The 26,324-nt window shown below is 46.0% G+C and carries 19 protein-coding genes; 3 read left to right on the plus strand and 16 right to left on the minus strand.

Annotated elements, in window-relative coordinates:
- Positions 1-164: 164 nt before the first annotated feature.
- The 8 genes from secG to uvrA form a co-directional block, all read right to left on the minus strand.
- Positions 165-425 carry a preprotein translocase subunit SecG gene (secG, locus tag HMPREF2909_RS05050; RefSeq protein ID WP_071415450.1) on the minus strand — a complete coding sequence of 87 codons (261 nt, stop codon included), beginning with the start codon at positions 423-425 and terminating at the stop codon, positions 165-167.
- A gap of 55 nt (positions 426-480) precedes the next feature.
- Complete coding sequence (tpiA, locus tag HMPREF2909_RS05055; protein ID WP_071415990.1) at positions 481-1,287, minus strand: triose-phosphate isomerase; 807 nt, start codon at positions 1,285-1,287, stop codon at positions 481-483.
- 124 nt (positions 1,288-1,411) lie between these two features.
- Positions 1,412-2,611, minus strand: coding sequence for a phosphoglycerate kinase (locus HMPREF2909_RS05060; protein ID WP_021618373.1), 1,200 nt, complete (start codon positions 2,609-2,611; stop codon positions 1,412-1,414).
- Between the two features lie 33 nt (positions 2,612-2,644).
- Positions 2,645-3,604 (minus strand): DNA-binding protein WhiA, encoded by a 960-nt coding sequence (gene whiA / locus HMPREF2909_RS05065; protein ID WP_071415451.1) that lies wholly within the window; start codon positions 3,602-3,604, stop codon positions 2,645-2,647.
- Between the two features lie 96 nt (positions 3,605-3,700).
- Positions 3,701-4,633: an RNase adapter RapZ gene (rapZ, locus tag HMPREF2909_RS05070; RefSeq protein ID WP_084797265.1), complete on the minus strand. Its 933-nt coding sequence runs from the start codon at positions 4,631-4,633 to the stop codon at positions 3,701-3,703.
- Between the two features lie 26 nt (positions 4,634-4,659).
- Complete coding sequence (locus HMPREF2909_RS05075; RefSeq protein WP_071415452.1) at positions 4,660-5,583, minus strand: shikimate dehydrogenase family protein; 924 nt, start codon at positions 5,581-5,583, stop codon at positions 4,660-4,662.
- Positions 5,584-5,621: 38 nt separating this feature from the next.
- The gene (gene uvrC, locus HMPREF2909_RS05080; RefSeq protein ID WP_084797266.1) at positions 5,622-7,910 is read right to left on the minus strand and encodes an excinuclease ABC subunit UvrC; all 2,289 of its coding nucleotides are present in this window, start codon (positions 7,908-7,910) and stop codon (positions 5,622-5,624) included.
- A 9-nt stretch (positions 7,911-7,919) separates the two neighbouring features.
- Positions 7,920-10,820 (minus strand): excinuclease ABC subunit UvrA, encoded by a 2,901-nt coding sequence (gene uvrA / locus HMPREF2909_RS05085; protein ID WP_306722536.1) that lies wholly within the window; start codon positions 10,818-10,820, stop codon positions 7,920-7,922.
- A 319-nt stretch (positions 10,821-11,139) separates the two neighbouring features.
- Between uvrA and HMPREF2909_RS05090 the strand changes: the two genes are divergently transcribed.
- The gene (locus HMPREF2909_RS05090; RefSeq protein ID WP_071415454.1) at positions 11,140-12,741 is read left to right on the plus strand and encodes an ABC-F family ATP-binding cassette domain-containing protein; all 1,602 of its coding nucleotides are present in this window, start codon (positions 11,140-11,142) and stop codon (positions 12,739-12,741) included.
- 32 nt (positions 12,742-12,773) lie between these two features.
- A complete protein-coding gene (locus HMPREF2909_RS05095) occupies positions 12,774-13,700 on the plus strand; it encodes a LysR family transcriptional regulator (protein ID WP_021618366.1) in 927 nt (308 codons plus the stop codon).
- 524 nt (positions 13,701-14,224) lie between these two features.
- On the opposite strand, the gene pyrE is transcribed toward HMPREF2909_RS05095, so the two are convergent.
- From pyrE to pyrB, 7 genes are read right to left on the minus strand one after another with little or no spacing between them, the layout of a single operon-like run.
- Positions 14,225-14,911 (minus strand): orotate phosphoribosyltransferase, encoded by a 687-nt coding sequence (gene pyrE / locus HMPREF2909_RS05100; protein ID WP_071415455.1) that lies wholly within the window; start codon positions 14,909-14,911, stop codon positions 14,225-14,227.
- Positions 14,895-15,866 (minus strand): dihydroorotate dehydrogenase, encoded by a 972-nt coding sequence (locus tag HMPREF2909_RS05105; RefSeq protein ID WP_084797267.1) that lies wholly within the window; start codon positions 15,864-15,866, stop codon positions 14,895-14,897. Before HMPREF2909_RS05105 ends, pyrE begins: the two co-directional genes overlap by 17 nt.
- Positions 15,867-15,917: 51 nt before the next feature.
- Positions 15,918-16,742, minus strand: a complete 825-nt coding sequence (locus HMPREF2909_RS05110) for a dihydroorotate dehydrogenase electron transfer subunit (protein ID WP_071415457.1) — start codon at positions 16,740-16,742, stop codon at positions 15,918-15,920.
- Positions 16,743-16,758: 16 nt separating this feature from the next.
- Positions 16,759-17,694, minus strand: coding sequence for an orotidine-5'-phosphate decarboxylase (pyrF, locus tag HMPREF2909_RS05115; protein WP_049187240.1), 936 nt, complete (start codon positions 17,692-17,694; stop codon positions 16,759-16,761).
- On the minus strand, positions 17,691-19,091 hold the full coding sequence (locus tag HMPREF2909_RS05120) for a dihydroorotase (RefSeq protein WP_071415458.1): 1,401 nt from the start codon (positions 19,089-19,091) through the stop codon (positions 17,691-17,693). Before HMPREF2909_RS05120 ends, pyrF begins: the two co-directional genes overlap by 4 nt.
- Positions 19,092-19,134: 43 nt before the next feature.
- Entirely contained in the window at positions 19,135-19,566 is a 432-nt protein-coding gene (locus tag HMPREF2909_RS05125; protein ID WP_049187245.1) for an aspartate carbamoyltransferase regulatory subunit, read from the minus strand.
- Positions 19,566-20,555 (minus strand): aspartate carbamoyltransferase, encoded by a 990-nt coding sequence (gene pyrB, locus HMPREF2909_RS05130; protein WP_034297892.1) that lies wholly within the window; start codon positions 20,553-20,555, stop codon positions 19,566-19,568. The genes HMPREF2909_RS05125 and pyrB overlap by 1 nt, the downstream gene beginning before the upstream one ends.
- Positions 20,556-21,006: 451 nt before the next feature.
- Here pyrB and HMPREF2909_RS05135 point away from each other — a divergent pair, with 451 nt between their 5' ends.
- Entirely contained in the window at positions 21,007-23,067 is a 2,061-nt protein-coding gene (locus tag HMPREF2909_RS05135) for a cation:proton antiporter (protein WP_071415459.1), read from the plus strand.
- A 202-nt stretch (positions 23,068-23,269) separates the two neighbouring features.
- Here the strand turns inward: HMPREF2909_RS05135 and HMPREF2909_RS05140 are convergent, their stop codons facing one another.
- Positions 23,270-26,323 (minus strand): bifunctional [glutamine synthetase] adenylyltransferase/[glutamine synthetase]-adenylyl-L-tyrosine phosphorylase, encoded by a 3,054-nt coding sequence (locus tag HMPREF2909_RS05140; RefSeq protein WP_071415460.1) that lies wholly within the window; start codon positions 26,321-26,323, stop codon positions 23,270-23,272.
- Position 26,324 lies beyond the last annotated feature (1 nt).

The following is a 26,324-nucleotide window of genomic DNA, read 5'->3' on the forward strand; positions in this document are numbered from 1 at the left end:
CCCTTAAAAAACGAGAATCCACCAGAAACAAAAATCAATCCACATCAAGCAGCCAGATGGTATGTCATCGGCATACTGATATACCCAAAGCAGACGAGCGGGTATAGAACAAAAAATGGCTTACTTCTCAAGAAGTAAGCCATAAAAATTTGCAATTAAAGAGCTTAAGCTCCCCAACCGTACTTGACCATAAAGTCAAGAACAATAATCAAGGCAATCCAAATTAATGCAATGGTTACAGTAATACGGTTCAAATTGCGTTCTGCTACGCCCGATGTTCCAGCATTCGCAGAAATACCTCCGCCGAACATATCGGACAAACCGCCACCTTTACCCTTGTGCATGAGAATGAGCGCAGTAAGCATAATACTCAACAAAACGACGATAACTTCGAGTGTTACCCTAAGAACGAACAACCAGTTCATTGCACCTCCAATAAAAACTCCTTTAAGAATACCGTAGGGTCTCGAAAATACAAAACTATACGCGCTTTTTTGCGGCCTTATGTGTTAAGCGGATAATCGAAGCAAATTCTTCGGGGTTCAGGCTCGCTCCCCCAATCAGGAATCCATCCATATCGCGTGCCTCGTTCATAATTAACGTCGCGTTCTGCGCTGTTACGGAGCCGCCGTACAAAATGCGCACAGTTTGCGCGGTCTCAGGAGAATACGTACGAGTCAAGTGCGTGCGAATAGCTGCAGCCGCATCTTGGGCGGACTGCGGAGTGGCTACTAAACCGGTGCCAATCGCCCATACTGGTTCGTACGCGATAATCATTTTGCGCGCATCTTCTTCGGACAAATCGCGGGTAATATCGTCTACCTGACCCACTGCATAATCAAGTTCAATACCTTCGCGACGTTCTTCATACCCCTCGCCTACGCATAAAATTGGTTGCATGCCGTCAGCTAAAACAGCACGAACCTGATCGACGAGGTTAGCATCGTCATCTGAGTGGTAGCGGCGGCGTTCGGAATGTCCAACAAGAACGTAACGGCATCCTAAAGCCGAGAGCATATCGGCAGATACGTCGCCGGTAAAAGCTCCTTGAGCGGTAACAGATACAGTCTGAGCGCCGTAATCAACGTGCAAACGGTCGGCTTCAACGAGAACTTGTACGCTGCGAATCGAAGTAAAAGGTGGAAGTAAAGCGATATCACAGTCTTCGTAATCAAAGTGAGCGTCGCGCAGCAACCATGCGAGTTTTTGCACAAAATAGGTCGCTTCGCGATGATCAAGGTTCATCTTCCAATTGCCCACAATGAGGGGACGTCGTGTGCTGCTCATATTGTGCTCACTTTTCTGTGTACGTGTATAAAAAAGAGTACGTGTATAAAAGATGGCAGCTATACGCTGTAGAAAACTACGCACAGCTGCCATCATAACGTCGCCTTTAATGTTATCGCCGCTCTTAGTCGAGAACGCTCAAACCTGGCAAAGTCTTACCTTCGAGGAATTCGAGGGAAGCTCCGCCGCCGGTGGAAATATGAGAGAACTTGCTCTCATCGAAACCGAGGTTACGCACTGCAGAAGCAGAATCGCCACCGCCAACAATGGAGAATGCGCCGTTATCTGCTGTAGCGTCAATCAAGCCCTGAGCCACAGCGCGGGTACCACCTGCGAAGTTTTCGAACTCAAATACGCCCATAGGACCATTCCATACAACAGTCTTGGAATCAACAATCTTGTCGTGGAAGAGCTTCTGAGATTCTGGACCAATATCCAAACCAATCTTGTCTGCAGGAATAGCATCCGCAGCAACAGCTTCATAAGCGGTGTCTGCAGCGAAGGCATCAGCAGCCAAAATATCGGTTGGAAGAACGATTTCTACACCGTTTTCCTTAGCAGTTGCTAAGTAGCCCTTAACGGTTTCAACCTGATCTTCTTCCAGCAAAGACTTTCCTACTTCATAGCCCAAAGCCTTGAGGAAGGTGAAGACCATACCACCACCGATAACCAAACGGTCAGCCTTGTTCAAGAGGTTGGAAATAACGCCGAGCTTGTCAGATACCTTAGAACCACCCAAAACAACAGTTAATGGACGCTCTGGGTTGTCGGTTGCCTTAGACAGAGCAGTAACTTCCTTTTCAACAAGTAAACCTGCTGCAGATGGCAAATCGGTTGCTACATCGTAGTTAGAACCCTGAGCACGGTGAACAACACCGAAGCCATCAGAAACGAAGGCATCGCCCAAAGCAGCAATCTTCTTTGCATAAGCAGCGCGCTCATCAGTATCCTTGGAGGTTTCTTCCTTATTGAAGCGCACGTTTTCGAGCAGAACAACATCACCATTGTTCATAGCTGCTACCTTAGCCTGAGCATCTTCACCATAGGTGTCAGCTGCCAAAGCCACAGGAGCGTCTAATAATTCACCCAAGCGAGCTGCTACTGGAGCCAAGCTGAGCTCTGGAACAACTTGTCCCTTTGGACGGCCCAAGTGTGCCATAACAATAACCTTCGCACCCTGTTCACGCAGCGCGTTAATTGTTGGCAGTGCAGCGCGAATACGACCATCATCAGTGATAGTCGTACCATCGAGTGGTACGTTAAAATCAGCACGAACAAGCACACGCTTGCCAGACAAATCACCCAAATCTTTGAGAGTCTTCATAAGCTTCCTTTCTATTGTCGCTCTTTATGAAGTTTAGTTCTTTTCCGCTGCTGCTGCACGCTGTTTCTCAACCTTTGTTGCCAGCTGTAGCAGACGACGGATTCGACCTGCAATGGCATCCTTCGTAATAGGAGGATCTGCCAAACGGCCAAGTTCTTCCAAACTAGCATCGCCATAATCGAGGCGAAGCTGACCGGCTGCGCGCAAGTTCTCAGGAATATCATCGCCCAGAATTTCGAAAGCTTTACGCACTTTTTGACTAGCTTCTACAGCAGCCTTAGCGCTACGACGCATATTAGCGTCATCGAAATTTGCCAGACGGTTTGCCTTGCCTCGGCTCTCTCCTTCTACGCGCTTGCCGCTCCATTCGCGGGCAGTTGTATTTGCACCCATCAAAATAAGCATGCGTTCAATAACATCAGGATCGCTTAAACGCACACGTACAGATGAATGGACGCGATGAGGTTTTGTAGTAATACCGAGACGACGAGCAGCAATAATTAAATCGTTTACTGCCTCAACGCTTGGACATACGATTTCCAGAAGGCTTGATTTTTCTGGATCACTCAAACGTCCTTTGGCGAGGAATGCACCACGCCAAGCGGCTTTGACCTGAGCAATATTACCTTGAATATGGGCAGGAGCTATGCCATGAACTTCCATAGAACGCTGATCGAGAAGGCCGGATTGAAGAGCGAGACGCTTACCATCACGCGTAATAGCAACAAGATAATATTCTACTGTTTCGCCAGAAGGTAAGGTTGATGTTCCCTTACGCAACTCCGCATCGTATCCCCAAATCTCACGAATAGAGCTTTGAAGCCAACGCGCTGCGGTTGCGCTGGTGAACTGACTGACAACAATAGGAATATTTCTAACGACCTGAATACCGCCACCAAAGCGCAACATAGCTGAGACTTGAGCTTGCTTGGCTAATGACGAGTCATCAGTGATTGCTGCGAGTTCGTTTTTGACCTCGTCGAGCAGTGACACGGCGCCTCCTTGGGTTTTGAAAGCAAATTATCCGAAGTTTAGTGTAACCATAACCGTGGATAGATTATTTTCTTGATTATTTCTTGACAAAAGTCGTTAGTTGTGACGCATTCTTTCTAGCTCTCGTCCAGATACGGTTACTGTTAAGCCGTTCGCTTTGAGACGTTTTGCTAGCTCGTAGCTCATGGCTACAGAGCGATGCTGCCCGCCTGTGCAACCAATTGCTATCGTAACGAAATGCTTATCTTCACGCGCATAACCATCTAAAGCGATGTTTAACGATTTTTCTATAGCGTCTAAGAACTCCGTAGCACCTTGACTGTGTAAAACATAGTCCGATACTGCTTCATCCATACCGTTGAGAGCACGTAAATCTGGCACCCAGAAAGGGTTAGGAAGGAATCGAACATCAAAAACAAAATCCGCATCGGATGGAACACCGTGCTTAAAACCGAAACTGAAAATATGCACATTGACGGTTTTGGCGCCGGTTCCTACAAGAGATTCATACAGCTGAGTTGAGAGCTGATGAATACTTGTGCGGGATGTATCTAAAATAATATCTACTCGCTCTTTGAGTGCACCGAGAAGTTCGCGTTCCTCATTAATACCATCAATAAGGCGATTCCCATTTTGGAGGGGATGAGGACGTCGCACAGATTCGTAGCGTTTAACGAGAACGTCATCACTAGCATCGAGGAAGAGAATGCGCGTTTTTACGTCTAAATCCTCTAAATGTGCAAGAACTTGGCTGAGATCATCGAAATAGCTGCGTGAACGTACATCAATAACTGCAGCAAGTTTATGCACTTTCGAACCAGATGAGGTCATCATATCAACTAACGGAATGAGCAGCATTGGAGGAAGATTATCGACTACATACCAACCGATATCTTCTACACTGTCTGCAGCGCGTGAACGTCCTGCACCAGACATGCCTGTAATAAGCAGAACCTCAAAATCATTGGTGCTGTTCTGCTCGGTATCGGTGGACGAGATATACTCTGTGCTATTCGTGTGTGAGACCATCTTCTCCATAGCTTCCTAGTTTAGCGCTAGAGCTGTTCAAATAATGCAGTTTTCATATGAGCGAACGCAGTATCAATAACATGACGTACTGGCAGATGCGTCATATAAGCGACCTGTGCCAGAGCCTGACGCAACAGCATATGCTCTCCCCCACGCACAATCGCCTCACGTGCGCTCAGTGATTGCATCAACTGAGTAGGGCGAGGATCATAAATAACATCGAGCAGATGCTTATTAGTAAGCGAAATATTTGCAGCAAGATTATTGATTTCTTGAGCAAGACCATCGGTAGCATGAGCTGGAACTGTAGAAATAATAATGTCTGACTGCTGTATGTGCTTAACAGCACTACCCCACGGCTGCACATCAATGCGAGCCTGTGACTTCTGATAAGAACTCATTCTTGTGCGCATAACCGATGCTTGCTCAGCATCCGCTGCACAGATGACAAAGTCTCGAGCTCCTATTTCAATCAGTGCTGCCATAGCAGACATTGCTGTTGATCCTGAACCAATAATGCATACGCGAGCATCGCTTGCGCTGCCAATATTGAATTCGTCAGCAAAAGTGAGCTTTACACCATCAACATCAGTGTTATACAAACTAATATGTGGCATATTCTCATGCTGAGGATTGCTACGTTGCCAGTCAAAAACAGCTGTATTACTCACTCCTAAGAAAGCTACGCGCTCATCGCTGACTTCACCAAATTCCAGAGCTTTCTGTTTCAGTGGCATGGTCATGCTCACGCCCGCCCATGAATCATTGATGCTTAAGAAGAAATCTTCGAGTGTTTCGGCAGTAATATCGTGGCGACCATACTGCCAATCCGTTAACTGCAAGGCTTCATACGCCGCGTTGTGCAGTACTGGTGAAAGCGAATGCGCAATGGGTGAACCGAGAACAGCTGCTTGGTTACCTGTGCTGGAAGATGTGTTATCTGCGTTCATAATTCCATACTCTTGAGTCGTCTGGACGAAACGGTTTTTTATTCTTCGGATTGTTCCACATGCAGAGCTTTATAAAGCACTTCTGCTTTGGATTGGCCAACACCTTGAACCTGCAGGAAGTCTTCTACGCTGGCTTCACGCATGGCACGAACAGAACCAAAGTGATTGAGCAGTTTCTTTTGGAAAGCTGGACCAATACCAGGAATATCATCCAAAGCCGAGCGTAAAGCTCCTTTTCGCCGTGTTTTACGATGATAGGTTATAGCGAAACGATGAGACTCATCGCGTACTCGTTGCAGTAAATACATTCCTTCGGATTGGCGCTTCAAAATAACTGGATAATCATCGTCCGGTAGCCATACTTCTTCGAGTTTTTTGGCCAAACCGCATACTGCTACATCATGAACATTGCAGTCCTGTAGTGCTTTTTGAGCTGCTTTGACTTGAGGCTGACCGCCATCAACCACAATGAGATTTGGCTTGTATGCGAAACGACGACGGTTTGTATCCTGCTGGACAACATCATTCAGCTGCGTTTTTTCAGCGCGTTTCTCATCTTCTAAGCTCTCCCCTGTATCGCCCAAAATATTACCATGCTTAAAACGTCGCGTCAGAGTTTCATAGATAGCAGCAGTATCGTCCACAGCTCCTTGTCCATCTGAACCACCAATAGCGAAGTGACGATAGTAATTTTTCTTAGCTATGCCATCTTCGAAAACAACCATCGACGCCACTTGAAAAGAACCACCAGAAGCGTTGGAAATATCAAAACATTCAATACGTAGCGGTGCTTTGTCTAACATAAGAGCATCTGCAATATCGTTCAATGCTTCCGAACGAGCAGCTAAATCAGTAACTCGACTAGATTTAGCTCTTTTGAGACTTTGCTGAGCATTTGCTGTAGCGCGGTCAAGAAGTGTCTTTTTCTCCCCTCTTTCAGCTACTCGAATAGTAACCGAAGAACCGCGAAGAGTACTCAGCCATTGTTCTAAATCATCCACACGGTCGGGAATAAAAGGCACAATAATCTCACGCGGAATAGGAGAAATGGGTGAGAGTAAATCGTTACGCCCCGTCATTTCTTCACGCTCGCGGCGTTGTTTTGTTGCCTGAGCGCGGCTCATACTGTCTGTGGCAGTTGCTTGCTGGGTTGGAGCTAGAGCGCTGCGGTTTTCTGAAACTTTAATAGCCGCAAGACCTTGCTCGCTCGTTCGATCATCTGCCTGTTCCTCCACAGCAGCTGAATAGACCTGAGTGATGAGATCACTGAGTAATTGAGCGTTGGATACATCTTCCACACGTTCAACAGACCATCCGCGTTCACCGCGAATAGTGCCAGCGCGTACGAAGAAAGTATGCACGCTGGCTTCAAGTTCATCAGTATCGATACCAATAATATCTGCGTCTACATCGGAGGAAAAAACAACAGCATTTTGTTCAAGAACCGAATCTAAAGCAGTTATTTGGTCGCGCAGTTTTGCTGCTTTCTCAAACTCGAGTTCAACACTGGCTTCCTTCATTTGGGCTTCTAGAGTTTTGCGGAAAGACGACCCCAAGCGGCCAGTGAGAATGGCTACTAATTGTTCGCTCATCTCTCGATGTTCTTGCGCAGAAATTCGCCCCACACATGGTGCGGAACATTTACCTATATGACCGAGTAAGCATGGTCTGCCAGTTTTTTGTGCTTTATTAAAAATAGCGGGAGAACATGTGCGCACAGGGTATGCATGAAGCATGGAATCTAGGGTTTGGCGCATATTCCATACTTTGGCATAAGGTCCAAAATAGCGTGCTTTACGATTATTTTTATTACGAGTAACCCACACGCGCGGATATTCTTCTTTAATAGAGATGGCTACGTACGGGTATGTTTTATCATCACGAAAAACAACATTAAAACGCGGATCGAATTCTTTAATCCACGTATATTCGAGGGTTAAAGATTCTAATTCTGTGCCCACCACAGTCCATTCGAGACTGCGAGCTGTGAGTACCATATTTTGAGTGCGAGGATGCAGTCGGTTCAGTGGCTGAAAATAATTAGAGAGACGGTTACGTAGGTTTTTTGCTTTACCTACATAAATAACGCGACCATCTTCATCTCGCCACTTATACACACCAGGATTAGCAGGAATATCGGAAGTTCTCGGTCGGAAAAGATCGCGGGTATCTCCTAAGAGAGGCGCTCCGTTAGCATTAACTCCTGTTGATTGTTCAGAAGCATGCTCAGAGGAAGCACGAGCCGCCTGCTCAGCAGAATCTTTAATCATCTGCTGAGCCGTTTTGCGCCATACTCCTGGAGAATGTTTTTCAATGAGAGAGCTCATGTACTTCCTCTATTGCTTTTTATGTTTAGTTAACAGCGGTTTAAGGAACTTACCTGTCCAACTATCTGGCACATCTGCGATATGCTCAGGAGTACCTTCAGCTACAACTGTGCCGCCACCGTCACCACCTTCTGGACCCATATCAATAATCCAGTCAGCGCTTTTAATAACATCAAGGTTATGTTCAATAACAATAACTGTATTTCCTTTATCGACCAAACCTTGTAGAACAATCATCAGCTTGTTCACGTCTTCAAAATGCAAACCAGTGGTTGGCTCGTCAAGAATATAAACTGTATCGCCGTTAGAACGTTTCTGAAGCTCAGTAGCTAGTTTCACACGCTGACTTTCTCCACCCGACAGCGTTGGTGCAGGCTGCCCTAAACGGATGTATCCCAAACCAACATCTACGAGGGTGTCGAGGTAACGCGCAATAGCAGGATATGATTTGAAGAAACGTGCAGCTTCTTCAATAGGCATATCAAGAATATCGGCTACAGATTTTCCATTATATTTCACTTCTAAAGTTTCACGGTTATAGCGTTTGCCGTGGCAAACCTCGCAATCGACATAAACATCTGGTAGGAAGTTCATTTCGATTTTGATTGTTCCGTCTCCGTGGCAGGCTTCGCAACGACCACCTTTCACATTAAAGGAGAAACGACCCGGACCATAACCGCGTACCTGTGCTTCAGGTGTTTTAGCCAAGAGGTTACGGATTTTATCCCACACACCGGTGTAGGTTGCTGGATTGGATCGAGGGGTGCGTCCAATAGGATTTTGATCAACATGAATAACCTTATTGACCTGGTCAACGCCTTCAATACGGATATGTTTACCTGGAACAATGCGAGCGCCATTGAGCTTATCTGCCAAGACCGGATACAAAATCGAGTTAACCAGTGTTGATTTACCGGAACCGGATACGCCACTGACAACTGTGAGCACGCCTAATGGGAAAGCAACATCTAAGTTCTTTAGATTATTTTCGCGCGCTCCCACTACTTTCAGGTTTTTTGTTTTGTAGACGCGGCGACGTTTCTTAGGTACGGCAATTTTCTTGCGACCAGCAATATACGCACCTGTAATGGAGCGACCTGCTTGAGTAATGCCCTGAGCGTGACCGGAATAAATAATTTCTCCACCATGTTCGCCGGCTCCTGGACCAATATCGACTAACCAGTCTGCAGTGGTAATAGTGTCTTCATCGTGTTCTACGACGACGAGGGTATTGCCTAAGTCGCGCAGTTCATGCAAGGTGTGAATGAGTCGTTCATTATCGCGTTGATGTAGGCCAATAGATGGTTCATCGAGCACATACATAACGCCTACGAGACCTGAGCCGATTTGGGTTGCTAAACGGATGCGTTGTGCCTCTCCGCCGGAGAGTGTGGCGGCTGCACGCGAGAGAGTGAGGTATGTGAGACCTACGTTGTTAAGGAATCCAAGACGTGCACGGATTTCTTTAACGATTTCTGTGGAGATGAGTGCTGCTGCGCCGTCGAGGTGGAGATTATTAATCCATTCGAAGGCTCGAACAATAGGCATATCGCATACATCAATAATGTTTTTCTCGCCTACGGTTACGGCTAAAACTTCTGGCTTAAGTCTTTTACCTTTGCATACTTGGCATGGAACTTCACGCATATATGCTTCATAGTATTGACGCATATTGTCGGAGTCTGTTTCGTCATGGCGACGCATCATGGAGCGCACAACGCCTTCAAAACCTGTGGAGTATTCTCGTATGCGTCCCCAACGGTTTTTGTAGCGCACATTCACTTTGAAATCGTGACCGTGCATAATAGCATCGCGAACATCCTCATCGAGCTTATTCCATGGGGTTTTCAGGCTGAAGCCTAAATCATCGGCTAAGCCTTCGAGTAGATGCATGTAATACTCTGACTGGGTTTTAGAGGTATTCCATGGCTCAATAGCGCCTTCTTCTAGAGATTTGGTAACATCCGGCACAACGAGTTCTGGATCAATTTCGAGTTTTGAACCAATACCAGTGCATTGTGGACAAGCACCATATGGTGCGTTAAAAGAGAAAGTGCGTGGTTCGATTTCATCTAACTCTAAATCATGACCGTTAGGACAGCTACGGTTTTCAGAGAATGGTTGACGTCGAGCAGGATCTTTCTCATCGAGATCTACGAAATCAGCAATAACTAAACCGTGTGATAAACGTAAAGCGGTTTCCACCGAATCAGTTAAACGCTGACGTATCCCCTCTTTGAGAGCTAAACGATCAATCACCACTTCAATAGTATGCTTATTCTGCTTTTTGAGTTTAATCTCGGAATTTAATTGTACGAGCTTGCCGTCAATCAAAGCGCGAGCGTAACCATCGGCACGCAAGCTATCTATCAGCTCAACAAACTCACCCTTGCGTCCGCGCACAACAGGAGCAAGGATTTGGAAACGTGTGCGCTCATCATGTTTGAGCAAAGAATCAACAATAGCTTGAGGAGTTTGTGCAGTAATCAGTTCACCGCATACTGGGCAGTGAGGAATACCTGTGCGCGCAAAAAGCAAACGTAAGTAATCGTAAACCTCTGTAATAGTTCCCACAGTAGAACGAGGATTACGGTTCGTTGTTTTCTGGTCAATAGCAACAGCAGGGCTTAAACCATTGATCATGTCTACATCTGGTTTATCCATTTGGCCTAAGAATTGGCGCGCATATGCAGATAGAGATTCCACATACCGACGTTGACCTTCGGCAAAGAGAGTGTCGAAAGCAAGCGACGATTTTCCAGAACCAGATAATCCGGTAAAGACTACCATTTTATTGCGTGGAATTTCCAGATTAACGTTTTTCAAATTATGTTCTCGTGCGCCTTGAATCACGATTTTGCGGTCTAAAGGCACATCGTTTAAGTTTTCGATAATAATATCCTGTGTCACTATCATCTCCTCAATATATCGGATTACATTTTAACAAAGTATTCGAACAAATTTTCGAAAAATATCTATGATACTTTCCTTCTCTTGGCGTTATGAATATGCTCGACCTCAAGTGAGTGTTGGTAGTATGTACCCCTCGGTATGTAGTGTTCTCGCTCTTTTCGCGTGTTTCTACTACTATCGAACTCAGTTTGTGAGCACATTTATATAGGCGTTTCTACTTGCAGGTAATTACGTTGGGTGATTGACGTTAAGTAATTACTCAGAGCGACGTCTTCGAACAGTGTTCTCGAGTGATATGAGGTTTTTGAGGTAAAGAATGGCTATTTCTGCTCAGGGTTTGGAAATTCGTATTGGCGCTCGACAATTGTTGGCGCCCACAGATTTTCACGTATCTGCAGGCGATCGCATTGGTTTAGTAGGCCGAAACGGTGCAGGTAAAACTACGTTAACGCGCGTTATTACGGGAGACATGCTACCAGCTGCCGGCAAAGTAACCTATTCAGGCAAGCTGGGATATTTGCCTCAGGATACTCATGCAGATGATCCTGGACAAACAGCTCTAGACCGTATTATGTCCGCCCGTGATATTGCTATTATCGTTTCGCGTATTCGTAAAGCCGAGCGCGATATGACTAATCCAGATCCCGATATTATGAGCAAAGCCATGCATCGTTACGACAAGGCGATGCAGGATTTTGAGAATGCTAACGGCTATTCTGCACAGTCCGATGCCACTGTTATGGCTGAAAGTTTGGGTATTAGTCAAGATGTTCTGCCCCGCCAGCTTGGAACACTGTCGGGTGGTCAGCGTCGTCGAATTGAGTTAGCGCGAATCTTGTTCTCCGATGCCGACACCCTGATCTTGGATGAGCCGACAAACCACTTGGATGCTGATTCTATTGAATGGTTGAAAAAGTATTTGAAGAGCTATGCCGGCGGTTTTCTTGTTATCTCTCACTCCACTGAATTACTGGGAGAAACAGTGAATAAGGTGTGGCATTTAGATGCTCAGCGCGCTCAGATTGATATGTATTCGCTTGGATGGGCAGCATATTTGAAGCAACGTGCAGTGGATGAAGAACGTCGCCGCCGCGAGCGCGAAGTGGCTCAGAAGAAGGCTGAGCGTTTGATGCAGCAAGGTATTCGTTTGCATGCGAAGGCTACGAAGGCTGTGGCGGCTCAGAATATGATGCGTCGTGCTGAGAAGTTGTTGGAAGAGACTGAACCGATGCGTAAGAAGGAGAAGGTGGCGGATTTGCGTTTCCCTACTCCTGCACCATGTGGACGCACTCCTATCATGGCTGGGGATATTTCGAAGGCTTTTGGTTCGAATATTGTGTTTGCTGGTATTAATTTAGCAGTAGATAAAGGCTCACGCGTTGTTATTTTGGGTTATAACGGTGCGGGTAAAACCACAACTTTGCGTATTTTAGCTGGTGTAGATGAGCCAGATACTGGTGAGGTGAAACTGGGACATGGCGCTAAGATTGGCTATTTTGCTCAGGAACATGATACGTTGAATACCTCGGCAACTGTTTTGGAGAACTTGCAATCTGTTGCTCCTGAGTTGGATGATACGCAGGCGCGCACTATTTTGGGTAGCTTCCTGTTTTCCGGTGATGATGTGATGAAACCTGCAGGAGTGCTTTCGGGTGGCGAGAAAACTCGTTTAGCGCTTGCTACTTTGGTAACGTCTAAGGCGAATGTTCTTTTGCTTGATGAGCCGACAAATAATTTGGATCCTGCTTCTCGTGATGAGATTTTAAGTGCTATTTCCAAATATGAGGGCGCTATAGTGCTTGTTACTCATGATGAGGGGGCTGTTCAGGCGCTTAACCCTGACCGCGTTCTTCTTCTGCCAGATGGCGATGAAGACTTATGGAATGATTCCTACTATGATTTGGTTGCTTTAGAGTAATTTAGTAAATACTGATTGATAGTCTTAGCATTATGACTCTTCTTCAGCTTCAATATATTGTGAAAATCGTGGAATGCGGTTCCATGAACGAAGCCTCACACGCTTTATATATTTCTCAGCCAGCGCTGAGCTCTGCAGTTAAAGAACTTGAGAAAGAGATGGGTATTGAGATTTTCACCCGCTCTTCTCAAGGTATTGCTTTAACCGTTGACGGCGTTGAGTTCTTGCAGTACGCGCGTCAGATTCTTGATCAGACTGAGCTGATGAAGGAACGCTATAAGAACACGAAACCTCGTAAACAGTTATGCCAGGTATCGACCCAGCATTACATGTTTGCTGTAGAAGCTTTTGTCGATATGATTAACGCTTCTGATTCCGAAGAATACGAATTCTCTATTCGAGAGTCACGTACTCGCGAAATTATTGAATCAGTTGCCAATATGCGTTCAGAAATTGGCATTTTATATACCTCTGATTTTAACCGTAACGTTATTAATAAGCTGCTGCGCGAAAAGCACTTGGAATTCCATCCGCTTTTTACAGCAGGTTTGCATGTATTTATTTCACGTGAAAATCCTCTCGCATCGCGCAAAAAACTGACCATGGACGACTTGAAGCCATACCCATTTATTCAGTTTGAGCAAGGCGAAGAAGGAAGCTTCTATTTCGCTGAAGAAGCACGCTGGCCAGAATATGCGTCCAAACAAATTAACGTAACCGATCGCGCAACCATTTTGAACTTTATTGTGGGGTTGAACGGCTATACCATTTCCTCTGGTATTGATAACGAAGATTTAAATACAGAAAAAATCGTGACCATTCCACTTGACTGCGATGACCGTATGCTGGTTGGTTGGATTACTAACGAACGCGCTCGCCTTTCACATGCAGCGAATAATTATGTAGAAAAACTCAAAGAAGTTATTCATCGTCACGGATACGAAACGATTGAAGATTAATTCATATGTATACATGGTCGGTGGCATGCGCCACCGACCATCCTTTTTAATCTCAAATGTGCCACAGTCGGTAACTCTCGAAACATCATATAACAATAGGTACTCCTACAATAAATGCCCATCCCCATGGCGTTCCCCATAAAGCTATAGCATAAAGACATACAAGCACACCTATATGCCTAAGAAATAGCCCTGTTTTTATCTTCTGCTTGCACAATACATAAATCATTAAAATGACGATTGCAGCATGTATACTCCAGAAAATTACAGGCAAGGATTGGGCGAAACCATCGCGCACTTCTCCATACGCAGCAAGAGCACAACCTGCATAAATACAAAACGAATTCCTGTATCGAACTTATACATGATATGAATCTTCCGAATGGAAGCACTCTAGTATTGTGCCTCACACGATATATCACATCACTGTGAATGAATATTATGTGCCATTATTCTAGTTTTTTTGATGAAAAAACGCAGGGAGTATTGTGAAAATACTCCCTGCGAGATTCAAAAAATTTATTTTATGCGCCGTATTGCGTAAAATACTCGTCAATCTGTTGCGAGATGTCGTCAGTAATAACTGCTGAACCATCAGCATGACGTAATTCACGCGCAGCGCTAATAATATCGTGAATAGTTGCGATAGCAAAAACAGGGAAACCGAACTCATCTTCTACAGCTTGAACAGCAGAAACATCGGAATCCTTGGTTTTTTCCATGCGGTCAACAGACAAAACTAAACCAACAACATCAACATCTGCAGCTGCCTTCAGTTTAGGCAAAACCTCACGTACAGCAGTTCCAGCGGTCATCACGTCATCTACAAGAAGAACCTTCATGCCGTCACGAAGCGGTGTGCCCACAAACATGCCGCCATCACCGTGATCCTTGGCTTCTTTACGGTCAAAAGTGTATCCCACAGCACAGCCGCGCGCCGAGCTTAACGCCATAGACGTGGTAACTGCCAGCGGAATGCCCTTATAAGCAGGACCAAAAACAGTATCAAACTGTTCTAATTTGCCGCTGGACTGTGCTGCTTCAATAGCAGAAGCGTAAAACTGACCCAAACGAGCAATACGGTCACCGTCATTAAAAGAACTAGCATTAATAAAATATGGGGACTGACGTCCGGACTTCAAAGTAAAAGAACCGAACTTTAACGCCTGACTGTCAAGCAGAAACTTCGTAAAATCAGTTGATGCACTCACGGTACTCTCCCTTATTATCGTGAATATTAATCCAGTTATTGCCTTCAGCTAAGGCAGCAGCTAACTCAGGTCGCTCGTCTAAAAGCTCCTCCAACTCGCAGGCAATACGAACAGGTGCAGCAGGATCTACTAAAGCCGCCGAACCAACTTCCACAGCATTTGCTCCAGCATAGAGGAATTCTAAAGCATCCTCACCGGTAAAGGTGCCGCCCATCGCAATAATCGGAAAATCATGGAAAGTCTGACGAATTTTATACACCATCGCCACAGCCATCGGATGCACCGCTGGCCCCGATACGCCGCCGGTAATATTAGCCAGAATCGGTCGCCCTGTGCGCGTATCAATACGCATGCCCACGAAAGTATTAATCAGAGAAACAGCATCGGCACCATTGTCTACTGCGGCACGCGCAATCGGCACCACATCATCCACATTCGGCGTGAGCTTAATAATCATCGGTTTATCGGTCAGCGGACGCAAACGCTTAAGCAACTTAGCCAACGCCACCGGATCCTTCCCCACCGACGTACCAGACTTCACATTTGGGCAACTGACGTTAATCTCCAACATATCCGCGTCAGAATCGGCGAGTTTAGCGACTACTTCAGCAAAATCGTCATCGCTATGCCCTGCCACATTAGACACAACAGTGGCGCCCATTGCCTTCAAACGCGGCAAATCATCCTCAAGATAATGATCTACACCTGGGTTTTGCAAACCCACAGAATTGACCGTACCGGCTGGGGTTTCCGCAGTTCGTGGCGCAGGATTACCCTCCCACGGCACAGGAGACACACCTTTTGTAGATACAGCACCGATAACAGCTGGATTGTAATACACCGAGCAAGCATCGAGATTATACGTGCCAGCAGCTGTACCGATTGGGCTTTTCCATTCAACACCAGCCACCACAGTGTCATGCGTAAACGTGTATGGTTTGGTTGCGTCAAACATCTCCATTAGTTCCATCCCCGCTTAATTCTATTGCGCTTAATTCTATCGCGATTAGTTCCATCCCAACTCTTCGCGCGTAAAGACTGGACCATCGATGCATACTTTCTTGTTGCCATCAACTGTTGGCGTAATACACACCACGCACGTTCCGTATCCGCAGCCCATGTGCTCTTCCAAACTCAACTGAGCTTCTACCCCATGTTCACGCGCCCATGAAGCCACTGCTTTCATCATGGGATGTGGACCACAGGTTAAAATATGCACGTCCGATAGATCAGGACGACCGTCTTGCTGGGCTTGCTGCTCTTCTAACCAGCTATTGAGCAAATCAATCACATTGCCCTGAGCATTGTCAATACTGCGCACATCATCGCAATAACGTGCAGCAAAATCATCAGCAAAATGCACATCGCGATACCCATACATAGCTGTGCATGTTGCATCCGAACGGCCAGCCAATTTTTCAGCCGCATGCAGAACCGGTGGCACGCCCAAACCACCGCCAATGGTTAAATATCGTCCCGGCGCGCTTAAATCGAAAGGCTTTCCTAATGGTCCGAGAATATCGATGGAATCGCCGACGTGAAGCTGTGCAAACTCAGCAGTACCGCGACCGACCACAGCAAAAATAAAGCTCACCTCATCACCATTAATCTCAGCGATGCCAAAAGGTCGTGGAGAAATCTGCTGATTATTCTTCGAATATAAGTTTGCAAACTGTGCAGCCTGACCATGCTGAGCAATATATTCATCGCGTACAGTTAAACGCACAATACTATCAGTAAGTAGCTCATGCCCTACAACCTCAACGGTACGGCGTGATGGCAGGTATTCTTTGCCTTCAGGATTAGTCTTAAGGAAGGTTTGGGCAGTCATAGTTTCCTTACATTAGTTAGGCGCGAACGCGAGCGATATCATTTTTCATAGCGAGCGCGGCTTGGCGAGCACTGGTAGCAACTAGATTAAGTGCTTGTAGTTTAGTTCTGATTGTTTCCGCTTCATCTGTGTGCTTCCATGCTCCAATAATACCGCGAGAGGAGTTAATAAGTGCGCCTAAACCGTTTTCGTCAAACAGCCCTGCGAGGTCATCAGCTGTTCCTCCTTGTGCGCCGTAACCGGGAACAAGGAAGAAAGTATGCGGCATGAGGGTGCGCAGCTGCGCACCCAGAACAGGATGTGTAGCGCCAACGACTGCGCCAACACGTGAATATCCGTACTTGTTGTCGCGCGAGTTTTCGCCCCACTGCTCGACCAGTTCGGCCACTTGAGTAGCAACAGTATGCGCGGATCCGTCTACCCGCAAATCTTGCAGTTCGTTCGAGCTTGGGTTGCTCGTTTTCACAAGAACGAAAATATCTTTATTACTGTTATTAGCAGCCTGTACGAAGGGAAGAATACCGTCGGAACCTAAATAAGGATTTACAGTAACTGCATCTTCATGCCACACATCTGTTGAGCCAACACCATTAATACTTGGTGTGCCTTCTATATGTGCTGCATATGCTGCTGCTGTGCTGCCAATATCTCCGCGCTTAATATCGCCTAGCACGTAGAGTCCGCGAGTCTGTGCATATTCATTGGTGCGCACATACACGTCTAGTCCTGCAGGTCCGAGCGCTTCATACATAGCAATTTGAGGTTTTACAGCGGGAACAATATCGTATACAGCATCAATAATGGCAATATTAAAAGCAAAGTAGGCTTCCGCCACGTCACGCACAGTACGAGTACTGTTCAATAGTATTGGAGGAATTAGTGCAGGCTTAGGATCTAAACCGACAACACTGGGATTATCTTTAGCAATAATCGCATCAATTAAGGCTCTCATGCCAATTCTTCTCCTTCGTTGAAGGCATACTCACCCAAACGTGAATAGGTCATAACAGCATTGCATACAGTAGCAAGCACACGTCCTCGCACAGACCACGCGTTAAAAGGGGTATTGCGTGCTGCAGATGCAAAATTATCGGCACGAATAGTCCACTGCTCATCAGGAGCAAGAATAACAACATCAGGATGTTGTCCTGGAATATCTGTTTGAGATAAATCGTGCGTAGTATATGCGCGAATTTCTTCGCTTGTAAAATCAATCTGAGCGTTATGAGCCTGAGCGTAACCTGCAATATCAAAGCTTTCTACACCCAACAGTCGATTTGGTTCCACAGACATCAGCTCAATAAGACGAGAATCATCAATATAGCCAGCTTCTACAAGCACTTTACGCAAAACTGGGTATGCTGTTTCCAAACCAATAATTCCGTTAGGAGCGGTGAGCATAGCGTCAAGAGCGCCGAAACCTTTCTCCTGAGCAGTATGTGGCGCATGATCAGTTGCAATCATATCGACAGTACCGTCGCATACTGCTTCCAAAGTTGCTAAACGATCATGAGCAGAACGCAAAGGCGGATTCATTTTTGCGTACGTTCCGTATTTTTCTACGTCGGAATCATCTAAGGCTAAATAATGTGGCGCTGTTTCGCAGGTAATATGTATACCATCATCTTTTGCCTGACGGATAGCTTCAAAAGCTGCTGCCGTAGACACATGCTGTAAATGCAAATGCACGCCTGTTACACGTGCAATATGAATATCGCGTTCAACAATAGCAAGCTCAGTATCAGCAGGAATACCTGGTAATCCAAGACGACGTGAAGTGTCGCCCTCATTCATTACGCCGGTTTTATGATGCTCGCAATGGTCAATAAATGGGAGCTTATAATCCACACAGTTGCGCACTACGTCACCGAGAGTGCGAGCCGTTACTGCAGAACCATCGTCCGACATGGCTACAACTGGGTGATTAAAATGCCGTTCTCCCCCAACGCGCATATCTTTCCAATCAGCAGGATTAGATGCCTCATCTCCGCTGCGCCCCTTTGACGCAGACACGCATAAGGAGTAACGCACAGGAAGATTGCCTCGATGCTCCAAATCTTCTAAAGCATTCACACCGTTATATGTGCAACCATCTGCAGCAGGCTCAGTATTAGGCATAATCAACACATTCGTGTATCCACCATGAGCCGCTGCAGCAGCACCCGACTGCATAGTTTCTTTATCTGTTTGACCAGGGTCGCGGAAATGAACGTGAGGATCAGCAAAACCAGGAGCAATCATCCACTCACTGGCATTAAAAGAACGGGTAGCATCCTGCCCATCTGGAATACGCACGGTAATATTTTCACCGGTATCCCATACGCGAATATTATGCAAAATGACAGTCATAACTACCCCTTCTTTCGTTCCCTAAAATTGTACCGATAAGGCTTTACAGTTTAGCCTCTTCGTCACAGTAATCGCAACGATACTGCATGCCCAAAGCATCTTCATGACCACGCACCAAATGGAACTGCTGCTTAATACCACGTTCAGTAGAAGTTACGCAACGAGGATTAACGCAGGTAATAATATTAGTAACGTGCAAAGGCAGCACAGGCTTTTCTTTGGACATAATAGAACCGTCGTGCACAATATTGACCGTAGCAGTTGGCGCAATCAGAGCCAAAATATTAACGTCAATAACAATATCGCTTTCAATTTTAATAATGTCTTTTGTGCCCAGCGTTTGACTATCGGCATTCATAATAAGAGCTAAACGTGTTTTACGAGGATCAATGCCCAAAAAATCAAGTACTTTTAAAGCATGACCTGCTGGAACGTGGTCAATAATAATACCATCGTGAATGCTTGTAACTTTCATTAGATACGCACCTGCTTTTCCATCTCTTCAGCGTTATATCCTGGCAGTTCATCGCCCACAACCGAACTTTCCAAAGCCATACGCATAAGCATACCGTTCTTAACCTGTTCAAAATACAAAGCGCGCGGATCATCATCAACATCTACAGCAATCTCATTAACTCGAGGCAAAGGATGAAGAACCGCTAAATTCGAACGACCGTGAGACAGTTTTTCAGCATCTAAAATATAGGTATCGCGCAAACGCAGATAATCGTCTTCGTTAAAGAAACGCTCCTGCTGCACGCGCGTCATATACAGAACGTCCAAATCGCCAATAACATCGACCATATCGCGTACTTCAATATAAGAGCATGACGGCGTTTCGTTAATACGATCAATCACGTATTGAGGCGTGCGCAACTCCTGAGGAGAAATAAGCACAAAGTTCACATCGCCATAACGACACAAAGTTTCAATAAGCGAATGCACGGTGCGTCCGAAAGTTAAATCGCCGCACAAACCAACAGTCAGCTTATTTAAGCGACCGAAATGATTGTATATCGTTGATAAATCAGCCAATGTTTGAGTAGGATGCATATGACCGCCATCGCCCGCATTAATAACTGGTGTATCCACTGCCTGTGCAGCAACTAAAGCAGCACCTTCCTTCGGATGACGCATTGCCACTACATCTACGTAGTTCGACACAGTTTTTAACGTGTCTGCAATCGTTTCACCTTTAGAAGCAGATGATTGGCTTGCTCCCGCAAAACCAATAACCTGACCGCCTAAACGCAGCATAGCTGTTTCAAAACTCAGACGAGTACGTGTTGATGGCTCATAAAATAAAGTGGCTAATACACGTCCGTCACATGTATGAGCCACTTCTTTTCGATGCGAATCAATATATCGAGCTTTTAATAATAAGTCATTAATTTGAGGAACGGATAAATCATCCAATGTAACAACACTCATTCCAGCTAAGGAAGAGCTTAACTGTGCAGACATCGGGCACGCCTTTCTGTGGAAACCTCATACAAAATCGAGATTTCATACGAAACCAAAATTCCATACAAGAACCGAGGGGCACTGCATGCGCTGTGACCTCATTAAGGGTAGTGCAAAAATAAGACAAGATAACAGGTGCGTGTTTGTGAGGGGGTGTGTGGCTAACTATCTCCGAAACGTCCATCTTAAGCAGTCAAGCTATTTTCGAGCTGTCAGTCCGGCACTCATTTTATGTCGTACTTTGCCCCTGAGTTTGTCTCGTAGGTTGTGCAACTTTCGTACAATATTTCGTACAACTTTCGTGCAACTTTTGTGTCTTGTGTTCCCCTGTTTTGGCGCTCTTTCCTTTATCATAGAAAGTGACGTTCACAATCATTCAGACGTTCGTTGCGAGCGCGAATGATGAGCGTTCTAGCGCAACGTTCATGATCGGGAAAGTAGCCTGCTTGTTATGGGATCGTTTTTACTCATTATTCAAATCGGTATAGCCGTAGTTATTTCATCCCTGCTAAGCCCCTATATTCCTCGTGTGTCTATGCCGCTGGTACAGATTTTTTTGGGTATCCTGTGGTTCTTTATTCCTGGTTTGCCGCTTATTAACTTGGATTCGGAGTTCTTCTTACTCGTTTTTATTGCGCCGCTGCTGTATTTTGAGGCAATGCATATTTCCCGTTCGGGTTTGCGTAAAAACTTGGGCATTACGCTGTCTTTGGCTGTGGGATTAGTGCTTTTATCTATTGTTATTGCTGGTTATACGCTTACATTTTCGATGGCTGCTATTCCTTTGGCTGCCGCTTTTGCCTTAGGTGCTGCTTTAAGTCCGACAGATGCTGTGGCGGTGGCACAAATTGGCGCTGATGCTCAGCTGACCGAGCGTCAAGAAACTGTTTTAGCTACAGAAAGTTTGTTCAATGATGCTTCCGGTATTGTGAGCTTCCAGTTTGCTTTAGTTACTTTGATTACTGGAACGTTTTCGCCTCTGAAGTTTTCGCTGAACGTGCTTTACAGTTTTATTGGCGGCGCTGCAGTAGGCGCTGTGCTGGGCATTATGCTTAATCATTTGATTGTTTGGTTGCGTCGTATGCGGTTGGAAACCACGACGAACCGTATTTTGATTGAACTGATGTTCCCCCTGCTTGTTTTTTGGGTTGCTGACGATATTTTTGAAGCTTCGGGCGTTATTGCAGTCGTTGCCGCCGGTTTGGTGGCACGCTACCATCGCGTGGGTGTGGGTGAAGATTTAGCTGAGGTCAACCGCGTCTCGGGTGCAGTGTGGGATGTGGTTGCTTTCGTGCTCAATGGATCTGTTTTCGTTCTTCTGGGTATTGAGCTGCCTTTGGCTATGCGTCAAACGATTGTGAACGATAAGGTCAATACTGTGGGCATGGTGCTCACTGCTATGGTCTTGTGCATGGTGCTTTATCTGGTGCGTTTCTTCTGGATAGCGGCAACCTTACGTACTACAAAGTCTCATGAAACAGGTTTGCGCCGCAAAATGACTAAAGAACGTTGGCATTCTGCTGCTGTTATGACTTTTAGTGGAGCTAAGGGAACTATTTCGCTGATTTTGGCGTTTAGCTTGCCTTCACAGCTTGATACTATGACGGACTTCCCTGTTCGTACGGCTTTTCTGTTTATTGCTGCTGTTTATATTATTCTTTCTTTGTTGATTGCCAATATTATTGTTCCTATTTTGGCGCCTGCAGAAAAAGATGAGGATGGTCATAAATTCGCTTTGGCTAACTTGGAGATGCTTAACCGTACGCTGGTGGCTATTTCGCGTATTGATAATCCAGATCAGCATATAACGATTGAAGCTGTGATGCGTTCGTACAATGCGCGTATTGCGCGTCAGCGTGGCAAAGTGCTGACTCCTGAAGAATTAGCCACTTTGCATTCTGCTCGTATTGAAATGCGTCATTGGCAAAGTACGTGGTTGGAAAATTATGCACGCCGCAACCCGCAATATACCGATGCATGCCAACGTCTGTTGGCGCCTATTGAATACTCCTTGACGCATGACGAGGCTGGATTGTTCAAACATGTGCGAACTCGCATATACTTTTTGCGTTTGAAAACTGTGGTATGGATTCGTGCTATGCGGGCAGCTATTCGATTCTTGTGGACGCGCACAGTGCAAGTGACCACGCGTTCAGAAGACGTGGAGTATAGGCGCTCGGAAGTAACGCGCATCCAGTTGCAGTTATTGCAGGACTCGATTCACCACGCTTTCATTTTGATTAATTATGATCAGGTGCCGCCGGTAGTGGGTTCCACGATTGTGAGTGAGTTGCGTACCTTGATTAAGAGCTTGCAGATGCCTTCGATGGCTAAGCCGAGCGCTACCACTTTTGAATCTTTCCCTCATCAGTTTAACGAAGTGCTTTCTCAGGCCTATGCCATTGAGCTAGAAACTATTCGTACGATGGCGGATAAGAAAGAGATTACTCGCGAACAAGCTCGTACCATGCGTCACAATGTATTCCTTATGCAGTCAGATTCTGTGGCTTAACTAGAGCGATTCACGCACGAGAGAAGGATTTTAGCAGCTGTTCCTCACAATCAGGCTTCAAACTGCGTTACACTCGATAATCTCTTGCCCTCACGCATTCTGCTTAACCGATTAACACACCTGTTATGCCAGTTTTGATGCACAAAAATGGCTTCAAAACTGGCATATCGGTTGCGCGTATCGACTTCACGCATGAAGAGGGTTATTCACGCCCATAAAACAGACGATTGACCACATCACGGCATTTGCGCATAACACCAATCACATCATCCATAAACTGCAAACCGCGGTGTGCTTCGTGACCTAAGCATACGGCTAAACCGCCCATATCGAAGTAATCGTCAGGAATAATATCTGCCTGCTGGGCACGCCCTGACCATAAGAAAGAGGCATTACGTAAATCAGTGCACAACTGCCATGAATGACGCAAAATCTGGGCATCATCAGCACGAATAACACCATGTTTTTCTAAAGCGTCTAAAGCATCAATAGTATGCGTGGTGCGAACGTCTTCCCATTGAGCGGAATAACGCAATTGCAGTAATTGCACAGTCCATTCCACGTCGGACAATCCGCCACGCCCCAGCTTAATATGCCGATCATTGCGTACTCCGCGCGGCAAGCGCTCAGCCTCCATACGCGCCTTCAATTGGTGAATACTATGCGCTTCTTCAGCAGTCACACCATCCGCACTATACCTGAGCGGATCAACTATCTGCGCAATAAAACGCGCGCCCAGCTCCTGGCAACCGGCAGCCACACGAGCACGCAGCAAAGCCTGCCTCTCCCACGTCTGCGACCAGGAAGCATAATACTCGCGGCAAGAGTCGAAAGAACGCACAAGTGGACCGTTCTTCCCCTCAGGTCGCAAATCCATATCTACATCAAGCTTCTGTTCAGTTCCCGCTAAATCAGTCAAAATAGAGCGAATCACATCGGCTTGAGAACTAGCGAAAGACCGTGCAATATTATCGCTCACACCGTCTGCGGCTTCGTAAACAAGCATCACATCGGCATCAGAAGAAAAATTGACTTCTTCCCCACCGAATCGTCCCATCGCAATAACAGCCATCCGTGCTGGAGCTTCGTCATAGTCGCCTTGCTTCATTAAATGAGTGGTTGCCCACTGTAAGCTAGCATCCAGTAAAGCATCATAGACGCGCGTCATAGCGCGTAAAGCTTCTTGAGAATTAATAACGCCACTCATCCACGATAAGCCCACGCGCTCAATCTCGCGGCGTCTCATCGCACGCAACAAGGTTGAAAACTCCACTTGAGAATCAGCAAAACGGCTTAACATCACCGACGTACGAGTGGCGAGACTATCGTGTGACCGTGGCTGCAAACTTTTGTCATCGCCCAACCATGTGGTAGATTCAGACGACTTCATTAAGGCTTCACTCAAATACCGAGAATTAGCAAAAATATGACATAAACGTTCTAAAGCCGTAGGCGAATCACGCACAAAACCAAGATAAGGACCGGAACTTCCAATAGTTTCCACCCAACGTCGCCACATCATCAACCCCATATCAGGGTTTTGACCAATGCCCACCCACAATAAAATCTGAGGCAATAAAATATGATTAATACGGCTAGCGCGCGAAATGCCTGAAGTTAACGCATGAACATGCACCATAGCAGCATCTGGATCGGCAAAGCCCACAGATTCAAAACGCTGACGCATAGCCTCATCAGATAAACGAATATCATCCTCAGACAGAGTCGACAAGTGCGGCAACATAGGACGATAATAAATATCCATATGCAAGCAACGCACTTGCAAACGCACAGCATCAAAACGCTCCACCAATTGAACAGCTGTTAATCCCACAGCTCGCGATAAACGCACAATATCGGGATTTTCAGCAATATCGCGTTCACTCATATGGCGAGTTCGCGTAAAAATATCTTCATGAGCACTCGAAATCTGTGGGAATAAATGAGTGCGTTTCATTTTCCATAACTGCTGACGATGCTCTAATACGCGCAAGAACCTGTAATCTTGCGATAAATTTTCAGCCTGCTGACGGTTAATATAACCGCCCTGAGCCAAATGCTTCAGCGATGTCAATGTGTCTTTCGTTCGCAAAGTTTCATCGGTGCGACCATGCACAAGCTGTAGCATTTGCACAGTAAACTCCACATCGCGCAAACCACCCTTACCCAGCTTAATCTCACGGTCTTTATGATCCAACGGAATATGTTCTTCAACGCGCGTGCGCATAGCGCGGCAGTCATATACAAAGTTTTTACGAGCAGAAGCAGACCACACAAGTGGTGTAATCATATCGAGAAAATCAGCGCCAACTTGCATATCTCCCGCAATAAAACGCGCCTTAAGCAGAGCTTGAAACTCCCAGTTTTCCGCCCACTTTTCATAATATATACGCGCTGATTGCACAGTGCGCACCAAAGCTCCAGCCTTACCTTCGGGACGCAAAGCAGTGTCAATCTCCCACAGAGCGGGAACGCTGACTCCAGGAATAACAGCAGAACAGACAGCTTGTAAAACCGAGCCAATCTGGGTACCCACAACAGTAAGATCGCCATGAAAATCATCTGTTTTGTCTACAAGATAGACCAAATCAACGTCGGAAACGTAATTAATTTCTTGAGCGCCCAGCTTACCCATACCAAAAACAGCAAAACGACATTCTGCTGCCTGAGGAACTTTATACTGCGCAATCTTCAAAGCTGCACGTAAAGTATCATCAATCAACGCGCTTAAACGTTGAGAAATAACAGGCTGCACGTCCAAAGGATAATCGCTTGCTACATCGTCAGCGGCAATATGCAGTAAGTTTTTCCAATAGGTTATGCGCAAAGCCTGCACTTGCTCAATATAGCTGGCGCTCTCATCAACATAAAAAGACTGTTGAGGTTCAGCTGCCTGAAAAACTTCCGTCACCAAAGAAGGTTGAGAGCTAAGAAAATGCCCTAGTCCATCGGAGGCACCACACAAAGCTACAAGCCGTGACATTTCACTGCTACGGGCGGTAAAAAACATTGTGCTGATATCGCTCTTCTGCTCTGCTAATTTCTCAGCAATATCGGCAACATAACGCATTGCTGTATCAGGATTATCCGCGTTCGAGGCATAACCTAAAATATCGACCACAGACCATGCACACGTATAGCGCGATGCTACTGCATCGAGACAGCGATGCAAACGTTGCGCATCACTGAGCGCATAATTAATCTGTTGAAATCCTGTGCGAATGAGTTGCGTTGACGATAGCGAGAAATCATCCATA

Source organism: Alloscardovia sp. HMSC034E08, assembly GCF_001813415.1.
Lineage (GTDB): Bacteria > Actinomycetota > Actinomycetes > Actinomycetales > Bifidobacteriaceae > Alloscardovia > Alloscardovia omnicolens.

Excerpts from the sequence above, each read along its gene's own strand:
- secG (WP_071415450.1), bottom strand. The coding sequence starts at position 425 with ATGAACTGGTTGTTCGTTCTTAGGGTAACACTCGAAGTTATCGTCGTT.
- tpiA (WP_071415990.1), bottom strand. The coding sequence starts at position 1,287 with ATGAGCAGCACACGACGTCCCCTCATTGTGGGCAATTGGAAGATGAAC.
- HMPREF2909_RS05060 (WP_021618373.1), bottom strand. The coding sequence starts at position 2,611 with ATGAAGACTCTCAAAGATTTGGGTGATTTGTCTGGCAAGCGTGTGCTT.
- rapZ (WP_084797265.1), bottom strand. The coding sequence starts at position 4,633 with ATGGTCTCACACACGAATAGCACAGAGTATATCTCGTCCACCGATACC.
- HMPREF2909_RS05075 (WP_071415452.1), bottom strand. The coding sequence starts at position 5,583 with ATGAACGCAGATAACACATCTTCCAGCACAGGTAACCAAGCAGCTGTT.
- uvrC (WP_084797266.1), bottom strand. The coding sequence starts at position 7,910 with ATGAGCTCTCTCATTGAAAAACATTCTCCAGGAGTATGGCGCAAAACG.
- HMPREF2909_RS05090 (WP_071415454.1), top strand. The coding sequence starts at position 11,140 with ATGGCTATTTCTGCTCAGGGTTTGGAAATTCGTATTGGCGCTCGACAA.
- HMPREF2909_RS05095 (WP_021618366.1), top strand. The coding sequence starts at position 12,774 with ATGACTCTTCTTCAGCTTCAATATATTGTGAAAATCGTGGAATGCGGT.
- HMPREF2909_RS05105 (WP_084797267.1), bottom strand. The coding sequence starts at position 15,866 with ATGTTTGACGCAACCAAACCATACACGTTTACGCATGACACTGTGGTG.
- HMPREF2909_RS05110 (WP_071415457.1), bottom strand. The coding sequence starts at position 16,742 with ATGACTGCCCAAACCTTCCTTAAGACTAATCCTGAAGGCAAAGAATAC.
- pyrF (WP_049187240.1), bottom strand. The coding sequence starts at position 17,694 with ATGAGAGCCTTAATTGATGCGATTATTGCTAAAGATAATCCCAGTGTT.
- HMPREF2909_RS05120 (WP_071415458.1), bottom strand. The coding sequence starts at position 19,091 with ATGACTGTCATTTTGCATAATATTCGCGTATGGGATACCGGTGAAAAT.
- HMPREF2909_RS05125 (WP_049187245.1), bottom strand. The coding sequence starts at position 19,566 with ATGAAAGTTACAAGCATTCACGATGGTATTATTATTGACCACGTTCCA.
- pyrB (WP_034297892.1), bottom strand. The coding sequence starts at position 20,555 with ATGTCTGCACAGTTAAGCTCTTCCTTAGCTGGAATGAGTGTTGTTACA.
- HMPREF2909_RS05135 (WP_071415459.1), top strand. The coding sequence starts at position 21,007 with ATGGGATCGTTTTTACTCATTATTCAAATCGGTATAGCCGTAGTTATT.
- HMPREF2909_RS05140 (WP_071415460.1), bottom strand. The coding sequence starts at position 26,323 with ATGGATGATTTCTCGCTATCGTCAACGCAACTCATTCGCACAGGATTT.